Raw genomic sequence first — 16,652 nt, forward strand, 5'->3', positions numbered from 1 at the left:
AAGCTTCAAAAACAACAAACATTGAATACTAGAATCCTCACAGCCTTTATTGCGCTCTTTCTTACGGCACTAACGGCAACACAAGCACAGCAAAAAGACATAACCATTGATGATATATACGGCGGCACTTTTCGAACAGAAGGTCTGGATGTATTACGATCTCTAAAGAATGGCAAAGAATATTCGGTTTTAAATTACGATCGTGATGTAAAAGCCTCCATGGTTGATGTATATGAATACAAAACTGGGAATAAGGTAAGAACTCTTCTCAATACAAATGATCTCGATGGGATAGACTATATTATCTCTTATGAATTTAGTGACGATGAGAGTAAATTGTTACTTTCTACACAGCTTCAGCAAGTGTACCGTCGTTCGTCGCTTGGTACTTATTATGTATATGATCTAAAGTCTAAGAAATTGATAAAAGTTTCAGAAAATAAAATTCAGGAACCTACATTCTCACCAGACGGTACTAAAGTAGCTTATGGATTTGATAATAATCTGTATGTTAAAAATCTTTCAGATTTAAGTACAAAACAGATTACTTCAGACGGAAAAAAGAATGCTATTATTAATGGTATCACAGACTGGGTGTACGAAGAAGAATTTGCTTTTGTAAGAGCGTTCGACTGGAATAAAACGGGAGATAAACTGGCGTATGTTCGTTTTGATGAAACCAATGTGCCAGAATTTTCTATGGATATCTACGGAAAAGACCTCTATCAAACACAACAGGTCTTTAAATATCCGAAGGCAGGTGAAGCCAATGCAAATGTATCATTGTTTATTTATGACATGAAAACAGCTTCTACTAGCAAAGTGAATTTAAGTGCATTTGATTCTTATTACATTCCGAGAATTAAATGGACCAATGACCCAAATATATTGAGCGCTCAATTGATGAACAGAAAGCAAAACGAATTAAATTTAGTTTTTGTCAATGCCGATAATAAGATGGTAAGCAGTATTTTAAAAGAAACCGATGCTGCCTATGTTGATGTAACCGACAATCTTACGTTTTTAGCTGATAACAGTTTTATTTGGACAAGTGAAAAAGATGGCTGGAATCATATTTATCATTATGATAAAACCGGAAAGTTAATCAACCAAATTACCAAAGGCGATTGGGAAGTAACCAATTATTATGGCTTTGATCCAAAAACAAACAAGGTGTTTTATCAAAGTTCAGAAAACGGAAGCATCAACAGAGATGTCTATTCTATTAATGCCAACGGAAAAAACAAAACACGCCTAAGTTCAAAAACGGGTTCTAATAGTGCCTCTTTTAGTGCAGACTATTCAAATTACATTGGGACGTTTTCAGACACTGAAACGCCTTACGTATACACATTAAATGACCCTAAAACAGGAAAGCAATTAAGAGAAATCAAAAATAATGAGGCTGTTAAGTCAACTGTAAGCGAATATAAAACATCACCCAAAGAATTTTCAACCATTATGGTTAATGGGAATGAGTTAAATATGTACATGATTAAACCAAAAGACTTTGATCCAAATAAGAAGTATCCATTGTTTATGTATCAATATTCTGGACCAGGCTCTCAACAAGTGGCAAATCGATGGGGTGGTGCTAACGACTACTGGCACCAAATGTTAGCTCAAGAAGGATTTATCATTGCTTGTGTGGATGGACGTGGAACTGGTTTAAAAGGCCGCGACTTTAAAAAGGTGACCCAAAATGAACTTGGAAAATATGAGGTAGAAGACCAGATTGCTGCTGCAAAAAAATTAGGACAACTTCCATATATCGATGCAGACCGAATTGGTATCTGGGGTTGGAGTTATGGCGGATTTATGTCTTCGAATGCTTTATTTCAAGGTGCAGATACTTTCGCTATGGCAATCGCAGTTGCACCAGTATCTAGCTGGAGGTTTTACGACACTATTTACACAGAGCGATATATGGGAACACCTCAAGACAATGCAAATGGCTATGACAGTAATTCTCCTATATCTCATGTGGATAAACTGGAAGGTGATTTTTTATTAGTGCATGGAAGTGCAGACGATAATGTACATGCACAAAATACGATGCGTTTAGTAGAAGCATTAGTTCAAGCTGATAAAGATTTTGATTGGGCATATTATCCAGATAAAAATCACGGAATTTACGGCGGAAAAACCCGTAACCACTTATACAGAAAGATGACAAAATTTATTTATGAGACTTTAGGGGAGCCCGAAGAAACTATGGTGAAAATTAAAAACTAACATTAAAACAACTAGTAACTAAATACACGATTATGGAATTTAAATTTGGAGGTTCAGAAACGAATCAAAGAACAGTACTCGGTCACCCATCGGGATTGTTTGTATTGTTTTTTACAGAAATGTGGGAACGCTTTTCGTATTACGGAATGCGCGCACTCTTGGTACTTTTTTTAGTAGCTTCTATACTCGACGAAGGGTGGGGCTGGGAACGAGCAGATGCATTAGTATTATATGCATGGTACACAGGGTTGGTTTACATTACTCCAATTTTAGGTGGTTTGATAGCCGATAAAATTACAGGGTATCGAAAAGCAGTTGTTATTGGAGCTTTACTTATGACCTTAGGTCATGCATCTATGGCACTTGAGGTGGCTGCAGATGCTTTCTTTTTCCTAGGTCTTGGTTTGTTAATAATTGGTAACGGTATGTTTAAGCCCAACATTTCTTCTATGGTGGGACAGTTATACAAAGGACAAGGAAAAGAAAAGGATGCGGGATATACTATTTTCTATATGGGAATCAATGCAGGAGCATTCTTAGGGATTCTATTATGTGGATATATAGGAGAAAAAGTTGGATGGCACTGGGGCTTTGGTCTTGCTGGTATTTTTATGTTCTTTGGAATGTTACAATTCTATTTTGCTCAAAAAATCTTTGGACGTATAGGTCTTTCTCCACAAGGGACTAAAGATTTTGATGCTATCGAAGAATCGGTAGAAGACACTAAAGAGGATATCGAAGAGGTGATGGATGATGCTAAAAAATCTAAGATAACTCGAGATCGATTGATCGTGATTGGGGTACTAGCATTTTTTACTATTTTCTTCTGGTGGGCATTCGAACAAGCGGGTGGTTCTATGACCATATTCGCAGCAGATTATACCGATAGAGTATTGGTAGATGATGGCGCCATGATATTTAAGATCTTTAATACTTTATTGACCGTCGTCCCTATGTTAATTATTACTTGGGTACTTGCAATGCTTTTTAAACAGACCTTTGCCAAATATTCATTGTCAAACATACTCTTAGGAACCAGTTTCGTGATCATTTGGGGAATTGTAATTTGGATGTTATATAGAGAATTCGTAGCAGATGCTGCAGAAGTTCCAGCATCTTGGTTTGGAATTTTAAACTCCTTCTTTATCATTGCTTTTGCTCCTTTGTTCTCTAAAGTATGGCAAAGTAGGTACAATCCTACTGGACCTGTAAAATTTGCTATTGGCCTCATTTTATTAGGGCTTGGTTTTGGTATCTTGGCTTACGGCTCAATGGCAATTCCTTTAGGAGCTAAAACAGCTTCAGTAAGTATGATATTCTTAATACTAGCCTACTTATTTCACACGTTGGGTGAGCTTTGTGTGTCACCAGTAGGTTTATCGTATGTTAGTAAATTAGCGCCCTTGAAATTGGTAGGCTTAATGTTTGGTGTTTGGTTTGTAGCGAACTTTATTGCAAATTTTGCAGCAGGTATTACAGGAAGTTTTATGGATCCTATCTTAGAAGAAAAAGGATTGACATTCTTCTTTTTAATCTTTACTTTAATACCAATAGGAGCAGGTATTATTATGCTAATTTTAAATAAAACGTTGGTAAGAATGATGCACGGTGTGCGTTAATTTATAATAGAAAACTATAAAAAACGTTTCACTTTGTGGAACGTTTTTTGTTTACTTTAGTATCATGAAGAAACTACTTTTACTATTTACCTTATTGATTTCTGTTGCTGTTTCGGCACAGAAAATTAATTGGATGACCATGAATGAAGCAATTGCTGCTCAACAAAAGGCTCCCAAAAAGATATTTGTTGATGTGTATACCAATTGGTGTGGTCCTTGTAAAATGCTGGATAAAAATACCTTTTCAAACCCAGATGTTGCGGCATATATCAATAAGCATTTTTACGCTGTGAAGTTTAATGGAGAAGGAAACGAGTCAATCACCCTTGGAGATAGAGAGTTTACGAATCCAAATTTTGATCCTGCACGAACACGTACACGAAACAGTCCGCACCAATTTGCTCGTTTTATGGGTGTACGTGCCTATCCAACAATGCTTTTTATAGAAAGTGACGGAAAGCTTATTAATAAAGTAGCAAGTTATCTAACACCTAATCAGCTGGAAGTTTACTTAAAGATGTATGCTTCGGGAGATTACAAAACCATTGACTCTCAGGAAAAATTCAATGAATATTACAAAAATTTTAAACCTACTTTTCAAACTAAATAAATGATGAAAAATCTTATGTTGCTCTTTTTTGTAGCACTTACAGCTTCGATGACTGCCCAGAAAATAAACTGGATGTCGATGGAAGATGCACTCTCAGCACAGAAAAAAGAACCCAAAAAAATCTTTATGGATGCTTATACTACTTGGTGTGGTCCCTGTAAATTACTAGATAAAAATACTTTTAGTAATAAGAATGTTATCAAATATATAAACGATCATTTTTATGCTGTGAAATTTAATGCCGAAGGCACCGAAGAAATCACCTATCAGGATTTTACTTATACGAATCCTAATTATGTTCCTGATAAAAAAGGGAGAAATTCTCAGCATTTGTTTGCCCACGCCCTAAAAGTGAGAGGCTATCCTAGTCTGGTATTTTTTGAAGACAACGGAGATCTTATTCAGGCAATTGCGGGTTATAGAACACCTCAGGAGCTTGAAATCTATCTTAAGATGATCGCTAGTGATGATTACAAGAAAATAACTACTGCTGAAGCTTGGAACGACTATCAGAAAAAATTTAAAGGTACTTTTTAAACAATTTTAATCAATACTATAGGCTCCCTTTGAACCAGTATGGTGAAAAGGGAGTTTTCTTTTTTCACAAGTTTCCCGCCAGCGTTTTATATAGGAGGTGTAATTGTTCCCGTCTGCGATAATATAACTGGGTTGAAGACTATCCAGAACTCGTTCAAGATGGATTTTCGGACTTTGAGTTAAAACCAACCACTCTATAGATTCGGCCTTTGGATACACTGAAAGACTATCGATAATAAGCATTTTTTTATTTCTGAACATGAGCACATTGGGAAACTGTTGCGTAGTAATTCTTTTTATTGCTTCTGAAGTTGCATAGGATGATATAGGATAGGTATCGCTTCGGAAAGTATTCGTATCTGAAATAAATAGCGTAAGCAAATGATTATTCTTATGTCCAATGAGGGTTTGCCTGCTTTTCTGAAAAATCACCAATTCTTCGGAAGCACTTTCAGAAATATCATATAGAATAACACCTAATAATAAAATAAATGAAGCAAAAATAAATGTCCCTCGCCTGAAGCTAGCGTGTTTCCAAAATACTACGATCGTAACCAATACTACATAACTTGCCAGTACTTTATATCCCGAGAAGGGAATGTCTGTAAATAAATAGGAATCTTGATGTGCAACCCATCTAATAAATGTGTTGAGCTGACTAATACACCAATTGAAAGAACGTGCCAGCCAATCAGGTAATACCGCGAAAGCCGCTAAAATAACTACTAATAATCCGCCTCCTAATAGGATTCCCAACACAGGTAGGACGACAAGATTCGTAATAAAAAACAAGCCTGGAAATTGATGAAAATAATACAAGCTAAGCGGTAGGATCCCTAATTGAGCCGCAAGGGTAACGGTAAAAATGCCCCAAAAGAGGCGCAAGAAATAGTTCTTAGGGCTCCAATAACTATTCAGTTTGGGTTGTATCCAAAGAATTGAGAACACAGCCAAATAACTAAGTTGAAACCCTACATGAAACAACCAATTTGGGTTGTAGAGTAACAAAATAAAGAACGAAATAAAGAGCGTGTTAATAGAAGAGGTTTCTCTTTGTAAAGTATTTGCCAAAGCAAACAAAGAAAACATAGTTACAGCTCGGGTCACACTAGGAGACAACCCAGTTACAAACGCGAAGATCCAAAGCAATAGTACGATAAGTACACTTTGAATAATTTTTCCATTCTTAACATAGTGAAATGGTTTTAAAAGAAATAGCAGTATAAAATACAAGATCCCTACGTGAAGTCCAGAGACGGCCAATATATGGATAGCTCCTGCTGCGGCATAATCGGCATAGAGATCTGAATTAATATCCCGACGCTGCCCCAGAACTAAGGCTTGTAAAATGGCGCGTTCATCAAGGGTTAACGGTGTTTTTTTTAGTTTCTGAAGAATGTATTCTCTTGCACGTTCTGCACGACCTCTCAAGGAGGGCGAGCCTTTCGTTTTATGGATGATATAAGCCGATTTTGTTCTAATTTGGTGGTATACCTCCAAAGTTTTCATGTATCTGGAATAATCAAATTGGTTCGGATTTAATGGCTTCGGAATGATTTGAGGTGCTTCAGCAATGAGTAACACATTGTCAATCGATATTTTTTCTGAAAGACTATCTTTTTGAATGTTGAGTAGGAGATTGCCCGAAGAACTTTCAGAATGTACGGCCTCAACCTCAGTGATATATTTATTAGTAAAGCGATCTGGTTTTAGAATTTCAGTGATCTTTAGCTGAAGGATTTGTGGGGAATTTTCAGAAAGGATTGTAGTAAAATGATTGGGTTGCGATGCCGGCAACCGAATGATATAATTACCATATCCTAAAAGAATCATACTACAATAAGTAAGAATTCCGAAGAAAACAGAAGGAAACAACTGATTGCGATTAAGCCTCCAAAAAAAGAACAGTAGGCAGAACAAGCTAAGAAAAATATAGAGAACCAGAGAAAGGGAGCTAGGGAAAACATGAGCTGTTACTATGCCCAATGCAAAACAGATGGCAAAAGATACCATCGTAAAATTGATAAACTTCATGTCAATTCAATTAATTGACTGGGGAGTTTCTATAAAGATACAGTTTTTAAATGACGCGGCGAATCCCTACAAAAGCTTTCTTCCAATAATTTTCGAGCATGGATGAAGTAATCACTCCGCGCGAGGTGGTAGAATGAATAAAGTAGATAATGTCATCTTTAATTTTTGTGACAATGCCTACATGGTTAATTCTGTTTCTGCTGCTAGTCTTAAAGAATACCAGATCTCCTTCTTCGGCTTCAGATAGTTGTATTTCGACGCCTCGTGTAGCCATTTCTCTAGAGATTCTTGGTAAAATTACATTTTCCTGTTGAAAGGCAGTAAATACAAGTCCGCTGCAATCCATCCCTTGATCTGTGGTACCGCCAAATTTGTAAGGAGTACCTTCAAAGGTTTCGGCATTTTTGATGATCTTTTTAAGTAGTTTGGTATTGGTTTCTGCAGTAATGACCTCGTCTGCTTCGGTAGTGGTGACAATGATTATATCATCTTTCTTTTTTTGTTCTACTTTTTTAGTCCTATTGGGAGTTCCTTCTTTAGTAACTACAATGGTTTTAGTTGTTTTTTTTGAACTTCCGCAGGAGGCGATTGCGAAAGCTAAAAGGATAAGTAGGAATGTTTTTTTCATACAATAGTTATTTGTTTTTTTGGGTGCTATCAAAAATGAGCGCTGCTGTCTTTTCACTCGCTCCTTTACCACCTAATTTCTGTTCCAAATCGTAATAGTCTAAAAACAAAGTTGCTCGTTTGTATTCATCAAGAATATTAGTGAGCTCTTCTTTTAAACGTTGAGAATTGAAATCAGATTGTATCAACTCAGTCACAGCAGGTTTATCCAGTATTAAATTTACCAGTGAAATATAATCAAGATTGATAACTCTTTTTGCAATTTGGTACGAAATAGAGCTTCCTTTATAGCAGACTACCTGTGGTACTTTAAAGAGTGCGGTTTCCAGTGTTGCGGTCCCCGAAGTAACCAGAGCAGCATTCGAAATACTTAACAGATCGTAGGTTTTGTTTAATAATAAATGAACATTTTGTTTTTTAATATATGGTGCATAAAATGAAGCCTCCTGGCTTGGAGCCCCAGCAATAACAAACTGATACTCGGGATAGGTGTCAACTACCGAAAGCATCACCGTAAGCATTTTAGAGATTTCCTGTTTCCTACTTCCCGGAAGCAAGGCAATCACAGGTCTGTCGTCCAAATGGTTTTCTTGTTTAAAAATTTCAGGGAGTACTTGTTCGCGTTCGTAAATTGCATCGATTAATGGGTGTCCTACAAAATGAACAGGGAAATTGTGCTTCTTTTCATAAAAATCTTTTTCAAACGGAAGGATTACATACATGTCATCTACATCTCTTTTTATATCCTTAATCCGATTTTCCTTCCATGCCCAGATCTGTGGAGAAATATAATATTGTGTAAGTATTCCTTTCTTCTTTGCCCATTTGGCAATACGAAGATTAAAGCCAGGGTAATCAATAAAAATGATGGCGTCTGGTGTAAAGGCTTCAATGTCTTTTTTACAGAATGAAATATTCTTTAGAATGGTACGCAGATTAAAGAGCACTTCGACAAATCCCATAAAAGCTAGCTCCTTATAATGCTTAACGGGGTTTCCTCCAATTTCCTGCATAAGATCCCCTCCCCAAAACCTGAAAGTGGCTTCAGGATCTTTACGGCGAAGTGCTTTCATCAAATTGGCGCCATGTAAATCGCCAGAAGCTTCTCCTGCTATGATATAATATTTCACCCTATAAATTTATATGATAAAGATACACGAATCCTTGAGGAGTGCACACTCCTTTTTTGCTGAAATATTTTCTGAAAGAATTAATAAAATTTTGAGACCAGAATAAGAATTGCAGCTACGATGGTCGCCAGTATCACCCCACGTGCACGATAGAAGCGCTTCTTCTTCAGCAGTATAAAAAATGCAGCAAGATTTAAAACAGCTCCTAATGCGATAATATTTCCAAAAACGTCCTCTTGTAGCGCTATTGTAATACTTTCTTCTAACGGATGTTTTGAAAATAGCTGAAGGTAGAGAAAACTACCCGTAAAGTTTGCAATGATCCCAACACAGAATCCTATAAAAATATTAAGTGCAATTTTTTTATTCATAGGTTATAACTTCCAAGAGTTAATATCTTTAATAGCATGATGTGCTGTAAGGTCAAACTGAACAGGAACTACCGAAACATAGCCATTTTCCAGCGCCCATTCGTCTGTATCTTCTCCTTTATCTTTATTGATAAATTCACCGGTCAACCAATAGTAGTCTTTCCCTAACGGACTCTTACGTTTGTCGAATGTTTCTTCCCAATGGGCATCTGCCTGCCGACACACTTTAATACCTTTTATGTTACTTTCAGGGAGTTTAGGTATGTTGACGTTAAGCACAACGCCTTTTGGTAATCCCTGTTCCAGACATTGTTCTACCATTAATTTGACGTATTTTTTTGCAGGTTCAAAATCGGCTTCCAAGGAGTAGTCCAATAAAGAAAATCCGATAGAAGGAATTCCAATCGTTCCAGCTTCTACGGCAGCGCTCATGGTGCCACTATAAATTACGTTAATCGAAGAATTGCTACCGTGGTTTATGCCGCTAACGCACAGGTCTGGTTTTCGTTTTAAAATTTCATTGACAGCAAGTTTTACGCAATCTACAGGGGTTCCGCTACAACTATATTCAGTTTGAGGTTCCTCTTCATTTACAGTAACCTTATTGCAATACAATGTGTCATTGATGGTAATAGCATGTCCCATAGCGCTCTGGGGAGCGTCTGGAGCGACGACTACGACATCGCCAATAGTATTCATGACTTCAATCAGCGTACGAATTCCCGGAGCGGTAATTCCATCATCATTCGTTACTAAAATAAGTGGCTTTTTTTTTGACATACTGGTAAATTTTAATGCAAAAATACAGTTTATTACCAGTATTGAAGCATCGTTTTTTTATTTCTGAGAACCAGTAAGTAGTTGTAATAAATTTTTAGTAAGCTCGTCTTATAGGTGTCTAAAGAAAGTGGTGGAATAACTGATACTCAAGCTTCTTTTGTTTAACAAAGATTTAGTATCATTGTTACTGCTTGGCACGGTTTTTTATATAATTTAGACATCTTAAAAATATTTAGAGAGTATGAATGTGATGAAAAAGAATTTAAAAGTATTACTTCTTGCCGTTTTTGTTGCGGCAGCTTCTTGCAGTTTTACCACCAAAAAATTTGATGACCCCGACAAAGACAAACTTTTAATAGACCTGATAACCTATGTTTTAAATCGCGGTCATTACGAACTTGCTACAGTTGATGATACCTTTTCTGCGAGTGTTTATGACAGATTTATCGAGAGTCTAGATCCTCTTAAACGATATTTCTTAGCTTCAGACATTGCTGAATTTGAAAAATACCGACTTGAAATTGACGACCAAATAAAAGCGAAAGACTTAACTTTTTTCGATTTAGTAAACGAACGGCTTGCCGAACGAATGGAGCAGGCAAAGGCAAGGTACCAAGTAGTGCTTGCAGATCCATTTGATTTTACCGTGAAAGAAAAAATCAATGTTGATTATGATAATCTGGCGTATGCCACTTCAGAAAAAGAACTACAAGAACGCTGGAGACAACAATTAAAGTTTTCTACCATATCAAATTATTATGATCTTGTAGAAGAAAAGAAAACCTCAGAAAAAGCAAAAGCCGAAGCTTTAGAAAATGGGGAAACTTATGAGGAAACTGAAAATGCAAAACTCTCTATGACAGAAATGGAGGAGAAGGCCAGAGATCAGGTACGAACCTCTTTAAAAGAATTTTTTGATTTTAATAAAGACCTAAACCGGGAAGATTATTTTGCTATTTTCCTAACCACTTTTGTAGAAGGCTTTGATCCGCATACTAATTATTTCGCACCGCCAGACAGAGATCGTTTCGATTTACGAATGTCTGGAAAGCTCGAGGGAATTGGAGCGCGACTTCAGAAAAAAAACGACTATGTCACTATCGTAGAAGTTATTAGTGGTGGTCCGGCTTGGAGAGGCGAACATTTAAATGTGGGAGATGCGATTTTAAAAGTAAAACAAGAAGATGAAAAAGATCCTGTGAGTATTGTTGGAATGCGTGTAGATGACGCCGTTCAACTTATTAAAGGGCCTAAGGGTACTAAAGTTACTTTGACTATAAAAAGAGTAGATGGATCTATTGAGGATGAGGTGATTACAAGAGATGTTGTAGAATTGGAAGAAACTTTTGCTAAAGCAGTGGTTATAGATAAAGATGAAAGAAAATTCGGATTGATTCATTTGCCTCAGTTTTACTTCGATATGCAGGATTTTGAGAAGAAAAATGCAACAAACGATGTACGAAATGAAATACTTCGCTTAAAAGAAGAAGGCATGGAAGGCTTAGTGCTGGATCTTCGTGATAATGGAGGTGGCTCTTTAAAGACCGCTGTAGATATTGGTGGGCTCTTTATAAAAGAAGGACCTATGGTACAAGTTGCCGGTGCTGGAAATAATAAAGAGGTCTTAAAAGATGTAGATCCTGAAATTGTTTGGGACGGTCCTTTAGTTATTCTAGTAAACGGTCTATCTGCCTCAGCGTCCGAAATTCTGGCAGCTGCGATGCAAGACTATAAGCGTGCCATTATTATTGGTAGTGAACAATCCTATGGAAAGGGTACGGTTCAACGATTATTGGATTTAAACCAGTATGTTCGTCAAAACGATATGGGAGATATGGGAGCTCTAAAGCTTACGACTCAAAAGTTTTATCGAATTAATGGTGGTTCTACACAATTAGAAGGAGTAAAAAGTGATGTAGTGATGCCAGATAGGTATGCGTATATTGACGTTGGAGAAAGAGATTATGATAATCCTTTACCTTATGATAAAATTGCTCCAGCTAACTATAAAATCTGGGACGGATATGTGGATTTTGACAAAGCCATTCAAAATAGCCAGGAGCGTATGGCAAAAAGCGAACAATTAGCGTTGATCGACGAAAATGCAAAGTGGATCAAGGAGCGAAGAGAAGAGCTTGAAGTTACATTGAATCTGGATGAATATATTGATGAAATTGAAGAGCGTAAATCCCAAACCCAGAAGTATAAGGCGATTGATAATTATGACAATAAGCTAAGTCTAAAATCCTTATCAAGTGAAATTGAATTGATGCGTCAGGATACTGTGTTGCGTGAAAAACGCAAAAGATGGCATGAAAATCTAGCGAAGGATATTTATGTGGAAGAAGCAGTCAATGTGCTTGAGGATTTAAAGATCAATAATATTAAAACCGAAAAAGTTGCTAATATTAAGAACTAAGTCTTTTTTCTGAAAGGCTTTCGGTTCAATTAGGCTGTAATTACATATTTTTACAGTGTGAAAAAGGCAACCTCTTTAACAGCTATAGCGCTCCAAAAGTTTAAAAAGAACTTTTGGGGCGTTTTTAGTTTTTGCTTTTTGGTGCTTTGTGTATTCGTCGCGATATTCGCCTATGCCATTGCCCCAGACAATAGCGAAAATGCCAATCAGATGCACTTGTCTGTTCATTCCAAATCTCCGGGATTTACGGTGCCTATGTTAACGATACCTTCAAATGTTGAGGCACAGAATCCTGTTTCGGTTTTTTTCTTCGGAAAGAAAACAACTGCGAGTGAAATTCCAATAGCTTCATTTACAACTTCAGAAAACGGAATTGTAATTACAGAATATTCCGAAGATAGGACTGAAGGGTTAGAAAAAGAATATGAACTATCGCTATTTCCTGAAGCAGCTTCCGTAGCGGAAATCCAAGAAAAATATATTTCAGATAAAAAATTCCTGCTGGGAACAGACAAATATGGTCGTGACCTGTTAAGTAGAATGCTTATAGGAATTCGTATTTCACTTGCTATTGGATTTATAGCGGTGTTTATTTCATTGCTCATTGGAATCACGATGGGAGCCATAGGAGGGTATTATGGTGGAAAAGTAGATGCTGTTATTATGTGGATTATTAATGTAACTTGGTCCATTCCAACCTTACTCCTCGTTATTGCCATCACACTGGCTTTAGGAAAAGGCTTCTGGCAGGTATTTATAGCTGTAGGATTAACAATGTGGGTGGAAGTTGCGCGTGTGGTTCGTGGACAGGTATTGGGTGTTAAAGAGATGCAGTATGTGACCGCAGCAAGAGCTTTGGGATTTAAAGACGCACGAATCATCATACGACATATTTTGCCAAATATTATGGCTCCGGTGATTATTATAAGTGCTGCAAATTTTGCAGGAGCTATTTTAATAGAAAGCGGGTTGAGTTTTTTGGGGATAGGAGCGCAACCGCCTATGCCAAGTTGGGGAGGAATTATTAAAGATCATTACGCATATATTATTTTAGGGAAACCCTATCTCGCAATTATCCCTGGATTGGCAATAATGAGCTTGGTAACTGCTTTTATGTTGATAGGAAATGCATTGCGTGATGCCATGGATGTGAGAAATTAGAAAATAAAATGAGAAAATATCTTTATCCTATTTTAACGATTGCACTCATTGTGGGACTGTATTACGCAGAGCAATATGCAAGTAAACAGACTGAATCCTATCCAGACACTTCCAATCCAACTGTAAAGAGTTCTTCGGAAGAATTCTCTGAAAATTTACTGCCAACCTCTACAACTGGAGTTGTGATTGAGCATGGATATTATACATTGTCATACGTTGAACAACACGAACAAGCAGAGTGGGTTGCTTATCCGTTGCTGAAAGAACATTTATCCCGACAGGAATTTGAACGCCCAGATTTTGTAGAAGACCGAAAAATTGAAAGTAAATCTGCACACTGGCGAAGCTATAAAGGATCTGGATATGATCGTGGGCACTTATGTCCGGCAGGTGATAGGCGGTTTAGTTTTGAAGCGTATCACGAAACATTTCTAACCAGTAATATAAGTCCGCAGAACAATGATTTCAATGGCGGAATCTGGAACAAGTTGGAACAGCAGACCAGAAGATGGGCAAGAAAATATAACGGTGTGTATGTGGTGACTGGAGGAATTTTGAAGGATGGATTGCCAACCATAGGTTTGGAGAGAGTTTCAGTACCTGAGCAGTTTTATAAAATCATCATAGATCATACAAAAGGAAGGTATAAAGCGATTGCTTTTTTAATCCCAAATAGTGAAACGAACGATTCATTTTATGAATATATAACAACGATTGATGCTATTGAAGAAGTTTCTGGTATTGATTTTTTCTCTTCACTCCCAGATTCGGTTGAAGATCAACTAGAAGCGATGCGTGATACAAAAGCCTGGGGAAAATAGAAATTTAATAATGGAGCTTAAGTTACCTATTAATCGTCATCACTTAGACTAAAAAAATCATTTACAGCTTTATTAAAAATCGCTGAAAGTTTTAAAGCTAATACAGTAGAAGGAACATATCTATTGGCTTCAATTGAATTTATAGTCTGTCTGGAAACGCCTATTTTTTTGGCCAATTCTTCTTGTGTTAAGTTAAGAATTGCGCGCTCTACTTTTATTGAATTTTTCATGCACCTCTTTTTTTCATCACTTCAAAGAAGGCGATTTGTATCATAAACATATACAAGAAAATCTGAAAATAGCTCGCTTCAATCTTGGGATTTTCGATATTTAAAAGTAAATCAACCAAATAATCGAGGTACGGATGGATAATAGCATATAAAACTCCCAAAAGAAAAGCTAGTCTGTACGATACCCCTCTAAGGTGGCGTACCATTTCGTCCTCAATTTTTTCTCTAGAAAATGAAACTACTAAAAATCCAATAAGAATTAAATTTCTAAATAGCGTCCTAAACCAATTAGGTTCTTCAAAAAATTTACCAGATAGCACAAGTAGAACAGATACAATAACAATTGCCCAACCTACCTTTTTAAATGAATTATTCATTTGAAAATTTCTTAATTTTTCAAAAGCTTTTTTGTCTGTTTCGCATATTTGTTTTAGTGTCATAAGAAGATTTTTAATGGAAAGTAATTTTTCCTATATGACAAATATACTTTACATTTTGGAAATGACAAAATTTTTATTTTAAATACGAATAGTAAGTTAGCTTATGTAAGAAATGTAGATTGCTTGTCGATGTTTTCAAGTAGTAAGTTGAAACTTTACCCTTACTACTATGAATTTAAAAATTAGGATAACGGCTTCGCACTATTTTTTTGTTTAAAAAGGTACAAAAAAAATAGATTGCTCGCCACCCCCGCTATGTGTAGTAATAATTTGAGGCATCCAACCTTACAAAAATAAATGGGGATTTAGGATAACGGCTTCGCACTATTTTTTTGTTTAAAAAGGTACAAAAAAAGTAGATTGCTCGCCACCCCCGCTATGTGTAGTAATAATTTGAGGCATCCAACCTTACAAATATAAACAGAAGAATGGTAAAGCCCCAGAGGCCTGAGCCTCCATAACTAAAAAAGGGTAATGGAATACCAACAGTAGGAAACAAACCAGTAACCATCCCAACATTCACAAAAAAGTGTAAGAAAATAATTGCAGCTACACTATATCCATATACTCGTGCAAATTGTGTTTTTTGACGTTCGGCCAATACCAATAATCGAATAATTAAAAAAACGAATAAGAGGACAACCACAAGCGCTCCTATAAAACCCCATTCTTCTCCAACGGTACTAAATATGTAATCAGTATGCTGTTCGGGGACAAAGTTACCTTTGGTTTGAGTGCCCTGTGTCCAACCCTTTCCAGTCCAGCCACCACTTCCAATAGCAATTTCACTTTGATTGGTATTGTAACCAATTCCTTTGGAGTCGGTTTCTTTTCCTAATACAATATTAAAACGATCTCTGTGGCGCTGCTCAAAAACATTATTAAAAATATAATTTACTGAAAATGCAAAACCAATACATGCTAGAGAAATGATAATGTATCGAGAGAGTTTAGGCTTCTTTTTTCGGTTATTTAAATAGATTAGCCCTGCTACAAAGAGTACAGCTAGAGCTACCCATAAAAATCCAAAGGCTAGCGTAGACATAAATAAGGCGGCAGCAAAAAAGCCTAACAACAAATACACAAAATGTAAGCCTTCTCTATACAAAGGAAAAATAAATGCAGCATAGATCAATGCACTTCCTGGGTCTGGCTGCGGAATAATAAATAATGCGGGCAAAACTATAATTAAAAAGGCTCTAAGCTGATAATTAAATTCCCTTACATTGGTCTGTATGTCGCTTAAATACTTTGCTAGTGCCAACGCTGTGGCAGCTTTTGCAAATTCACTAGGCTGTAGACCAAAGCTTCCGAAGCTATACCAAGAGGTCGCGCCATTAATGTTTTTTCCTAATACAAACAAACCCAATAGCGATACCAAGGATATGATATAAATCAAACTGGCAAACCGTTCATAGAACTTGGATTCGATGGCAAGTATAAAAATGATAAGAAGTACACTTAATAGTATAAAAAGAAATTGTCGCGTATAAATCTGATTCATATCCCAGAAGTATTCTGAGGTTTCATCAAGAGAGGCTGAGTAAATATTCATCCAACCTATAGCTACCAATGCAACATATAGCAAGATGGTAAGCCAGTCAAATTTTAAGAGTCCTCTACTTTCTGCCATGCTAT

15 protein-coding genes are annotated in these 16,652 nt (G+C 36.6%); 7 read left to right on the forward strand and 8 right to left on the reverse strand.

Annotated features, from left to right (window positions below; all coding sequences use genetic code 11):
- The first annotated feature begins 21 nt into the window (after window positions 1-21).
- The 4 genes from ACFQO1_RS02945 to ACFQO1_RS02960 all read left to right on the forward strand — a co-directional run bounded on the left by ACFQO1_RS02945 (window position 22) and on the right by ACFQO1_RS02960 (window position 5,001).
- A complete protein-coding gene (locus ACFQO1_RS02945; protein WP_380216478.1) occupies window positions 22-2,235 on the forward strand; it encodes a S9 family peptidase in 2,214 nt (737 codons plus the stop codon).
- A 32-nt stretch (window positions 2,236-2,267) separates the two neighbouring features.
- Complete coding sequence (locus ACFQO1_RS02950) at window positions 2,268-3,854, forward strand: peptide MFS transporter (RefSeq protein WP_380216479.1); 1,587 nt, start codon at window positions 2,268-2,270, stop codon at window positions 3,852-3,854.
- Window positions 3,855-3,918: 64 nt separating this feature from the next.
- On the forward strand, window positions 3,919-4,464 hold the full coding sequence (locus ACFQO1_RS02955; RefSeq protein WP_380216480.1) for a thioredoxin family protein: 546 nt from the start codon (window positions 3,919-3,921) through the stop codon (window positions 4,462-4,464).
- Entirely contained in the window at window positions 4,465-5,001 is a 537-nt protein-coding gene (locus ACFQO1_RS02960; protein WP_380216481.1) for a thioredoxin family protein, read from the forward strand. It begins immediately after the preceding gene.
- A 6-nt stretch (window positions 5,002-5,007) separates the two neighbouring features.
- On the opposite strand, the gene ACFQO1_RS02965 is transcribed toward ACFQO1_RS02960, so the two are convergent.
- The 5 genes from ACFQO1_RS02965 to surE all read right to left on the reverse strand — a co-directional run bounded on the left by ACFQO1_RS02965 (window position 5,008) and on the right by surE (window position 9,943).
- A complete protein-coding gene (locus tag ACFQO1_RS02965) occupies window positions 5,008-7,035 on the reverse strand; it encodes a ComEC/Rec2 family competence protein (RefSeq protein WP_380216482.1) in 2,028 nt (675 codons plus the stop codon).
- 46 nt (window positions 7,036-7,081) lie between these two features.
- The gene (locus ACFQO1_RS02970) at window positions 7,082-7,663 is read right to left on the reverse strand and encodes a C40 family peptidase (protein WP_380216483.1); all 582 of its coding nucleotides are present in this window, start codon (window positions 7,661-7,663) and stop codon (window positions 7,082-7,084) included.
- A 7-nt stretch (window positions 7,664-7,670) separates the two neighbouring features.
- On the reverse strand, window positions 7,671-8,792 hold the full coding sequence (gene lpxB, locus ACFQO1_RS02975) for a lipid-A-disaccharide synthase (protein ID WP_380216484.1): 1,122 nt from the start codon (window positions 8,790-8,792) through the stop codon (window positions 7,671-7,673).
- A gap of 80 nt (window positions 8,793-8,872) precedes the next feature.
- Window positions 8,873-9,163: a hypothetical protein gene (locus tag ACFQO1_RS02980; protein WP_380216485.1), complete on the reverse strand. Its 291-nt coding sequence runs from the start codon at window positions 9,161-9,163 to the stop codon at window positions 8,873-8,875.
- A gap of 3 nt (window positions 9,164-9,166) precedes the next feature.
- Window positions 9,167-9,943: a 5'/3'-nucleotidase SurE gene (gene surE / locus ACFQO1_RS02985; RefSeq protein ID WP_380216486.1), complete on the reverse strand. Its 777-nt coding sequence runs from the start codon at window positions 9,941-9,943 to the stop codon at window positions 9,167-9,169.
- A 250-nt stretch (window positions 9,944-10,193) separates the two neighbouring features.
- On the opposite strand from surE, the gene ACFQO1_RS02990 reads away from it, so the two are divergent.
- The 3 genes from ACFQO1_RS02990 to ACFQO1_RS03000 are packed head-to-tail and all read left to right on the forward strand — an operon-like array spanning window position 10,194 to window position 14,344.
- Complete coding sequence (locus ACFQO1_RS02990; protein ID WP_380216487.1) at window positions 10,194-12,362, forward strand: carboxy terminal-processing peptidase; 2,169 nt, start codon at window positions 10,194-10,196, stop codon at window positions 12,360-12,362.
- A gap of 57 nt (window positions 12,363-12,419) precedes the next feature.
- Complete coding sequence (locus tag ACFQO1_RS02995) at window positions 12,420-13,523, forward strand: ABC transporter permease (RefSeq protein ID WP_380216488.1); 1,104 nt, start codon at window positions 12,420-12,422, stop codon at window positions 13,521-13,523.
- An 8-nt stretch (window positions 13,524-13,531) separates the two neighbouring features.
- On the forward strand, window positions 13,532-14,344 hold the full coding sequence (locus tag ACFQO1_RS03000) for a DNA/RNA non-specific endonuclease (RefSeq protein WP_380216489.1): 813 nt from the start codon (window positions 13,532-13,534) through the stop codon (window positions 14,342-14,344).
- 29 nt (window positions 14,345-14,373) lie between these two features.
- On the opposite strand, the gene ACFQO1_RS03005 is transcribed toward ACFQO1_RS03000, so the two are convergent.
- The 3 genes from ACFQO1_RS03005 to rodA form a co-directional block, all read right to left on the reverse strand.
- Window positions 14,374-14,574 carry a helix-turn-helix transcriptional regulator gene (locus ACFQO1_RS03005; protein WP_380216490.1) on the reverse strand — a complete coding sequence of 67 codons (201 nt, stop codon included), beginning with the start codon at window positions 14,572-14,574 and terminating at the stop codon, window positions 14,374-14,376.
- Window positions 14,571-15,014: a hypothetical protein gene (locus ACFQO1_RS03010; protein WP_380216491.1), complete on the reverse strand. Its 444-nt coding sequence runs from the start codon at window positions 15,012-15,014 to the stop codon at window positions 14,571-14,573. Before ACFQO1_RS03010 ends, ACFQO1_RS03005 begins: the two co-directional genes overlap by 4 nt.
- A 376-nt stretch (window positions 15,015-15,390) precedes the next feature.
- Window positions 15,391-16,647 (reverse strand): rod shape-determining protein RodA, encoded by a 1,257-nt coding sequence (gene rodA / locus ACFQO1_RS03015; protein WP_380216492.1) that lies wholly within the window; start codon window positions 16,645-16,647, stop codon window positions 15,391-15,393.
- Window positions 16,648-16,652: the final 5 nt, after the last annotated feature.

The organism is Jejudonia soesokkakensis (assembly GCF_042664795.1).
Taxonomy (GTDB): domain Bacteria; phylum Bacteroidota; class Bacteroidia; order Flavobacteriales; family Flavobacteriaceae; genus Jejudonia; species Jejudonia soesokkakensis.

Coding starts and splice junctions, on each gene's coding strand:
- ACFQO1_RS02950 (WP_380216479.1), top strand. CDS start 2,268: ATGGAATTTAAATTTGGAGGTTCAGAAACGAATCAAAGAACAGTACTC.
- ACFQO1_RS02955 (WP_380216480.1), top strand. CDS start 3,919: ATGAAGAAACTACTTTTACTATTTACCTTATTGATTTCTGTTGCTGTT.
- ACFQO1_RS02960 (WP_380216481.1), top strand. CDS start 4,465: ATGATGAAAAATCTTATGTTGCTCTTTTTTGTAGCACTTACAGCTTCG.
- ACFQO1_RS02965 (WP_380216482.1), bottom strand. CDS start 7,035: ATGAAGTTTATCAATTTTACGATGGTATCTTTTGCCATCTGTTTTGCA.
- ACFQO1_RS02970 (WP_380216483.1), bottom strand. CDS start 7,663: ATGAAAAAAACATTCCTACTTATCCTTTTAGCTTTCGCAATCGCCTCC.
- ACFQO1_RS02980 (WP_380216485.1), bottom strand. CDS start 9,163: ATGAATAAAAAAATTGCACTTAATATTTTTATAGGATTCTGTGTTGGG.
- surE (WP_380216486.1), bottom strand. CDS start 9,943: ATGTCAAAAAAAAAGCCACTTATTTTAGTAACGAATGATGATGGAATT.
- ACFQO1_RS02990 (WP_380216487.1), top strand. CDS start 10,194: ATGAAAAAGAATTTAAAAGTATTACTTCTTGCCGTTTTTGTTGCGGCA.
- ACFQO1_RS03000 (WP_380216489.1), top strand. CDS start 13,532: ATGAGAAAATATCTTTATCCTATTTTAACGATTGCACTCATTGTGGGA.
- ACFQO1_RS03005 (WP_380216490.1), bottom strand. CDS start 14,574: ATGAAAAATTCAATAAAAGTAGAGCGCGCAATTCTTAACTTAACACAA.
- ACFQO1_RS03010 (WP_380216491.1), bottom strand. CDS start 15,014: ATGACACTAAAACAAATATGCGAAACAGACAAAAAAGCTTTTGAAAAA.
- rodA (WP_380216492.1), bottom strand. CDS start 16,647: ATGGCAGAAAGTAGAGGACTCTTAAAATTTGACTGGCTTACCATCTTG.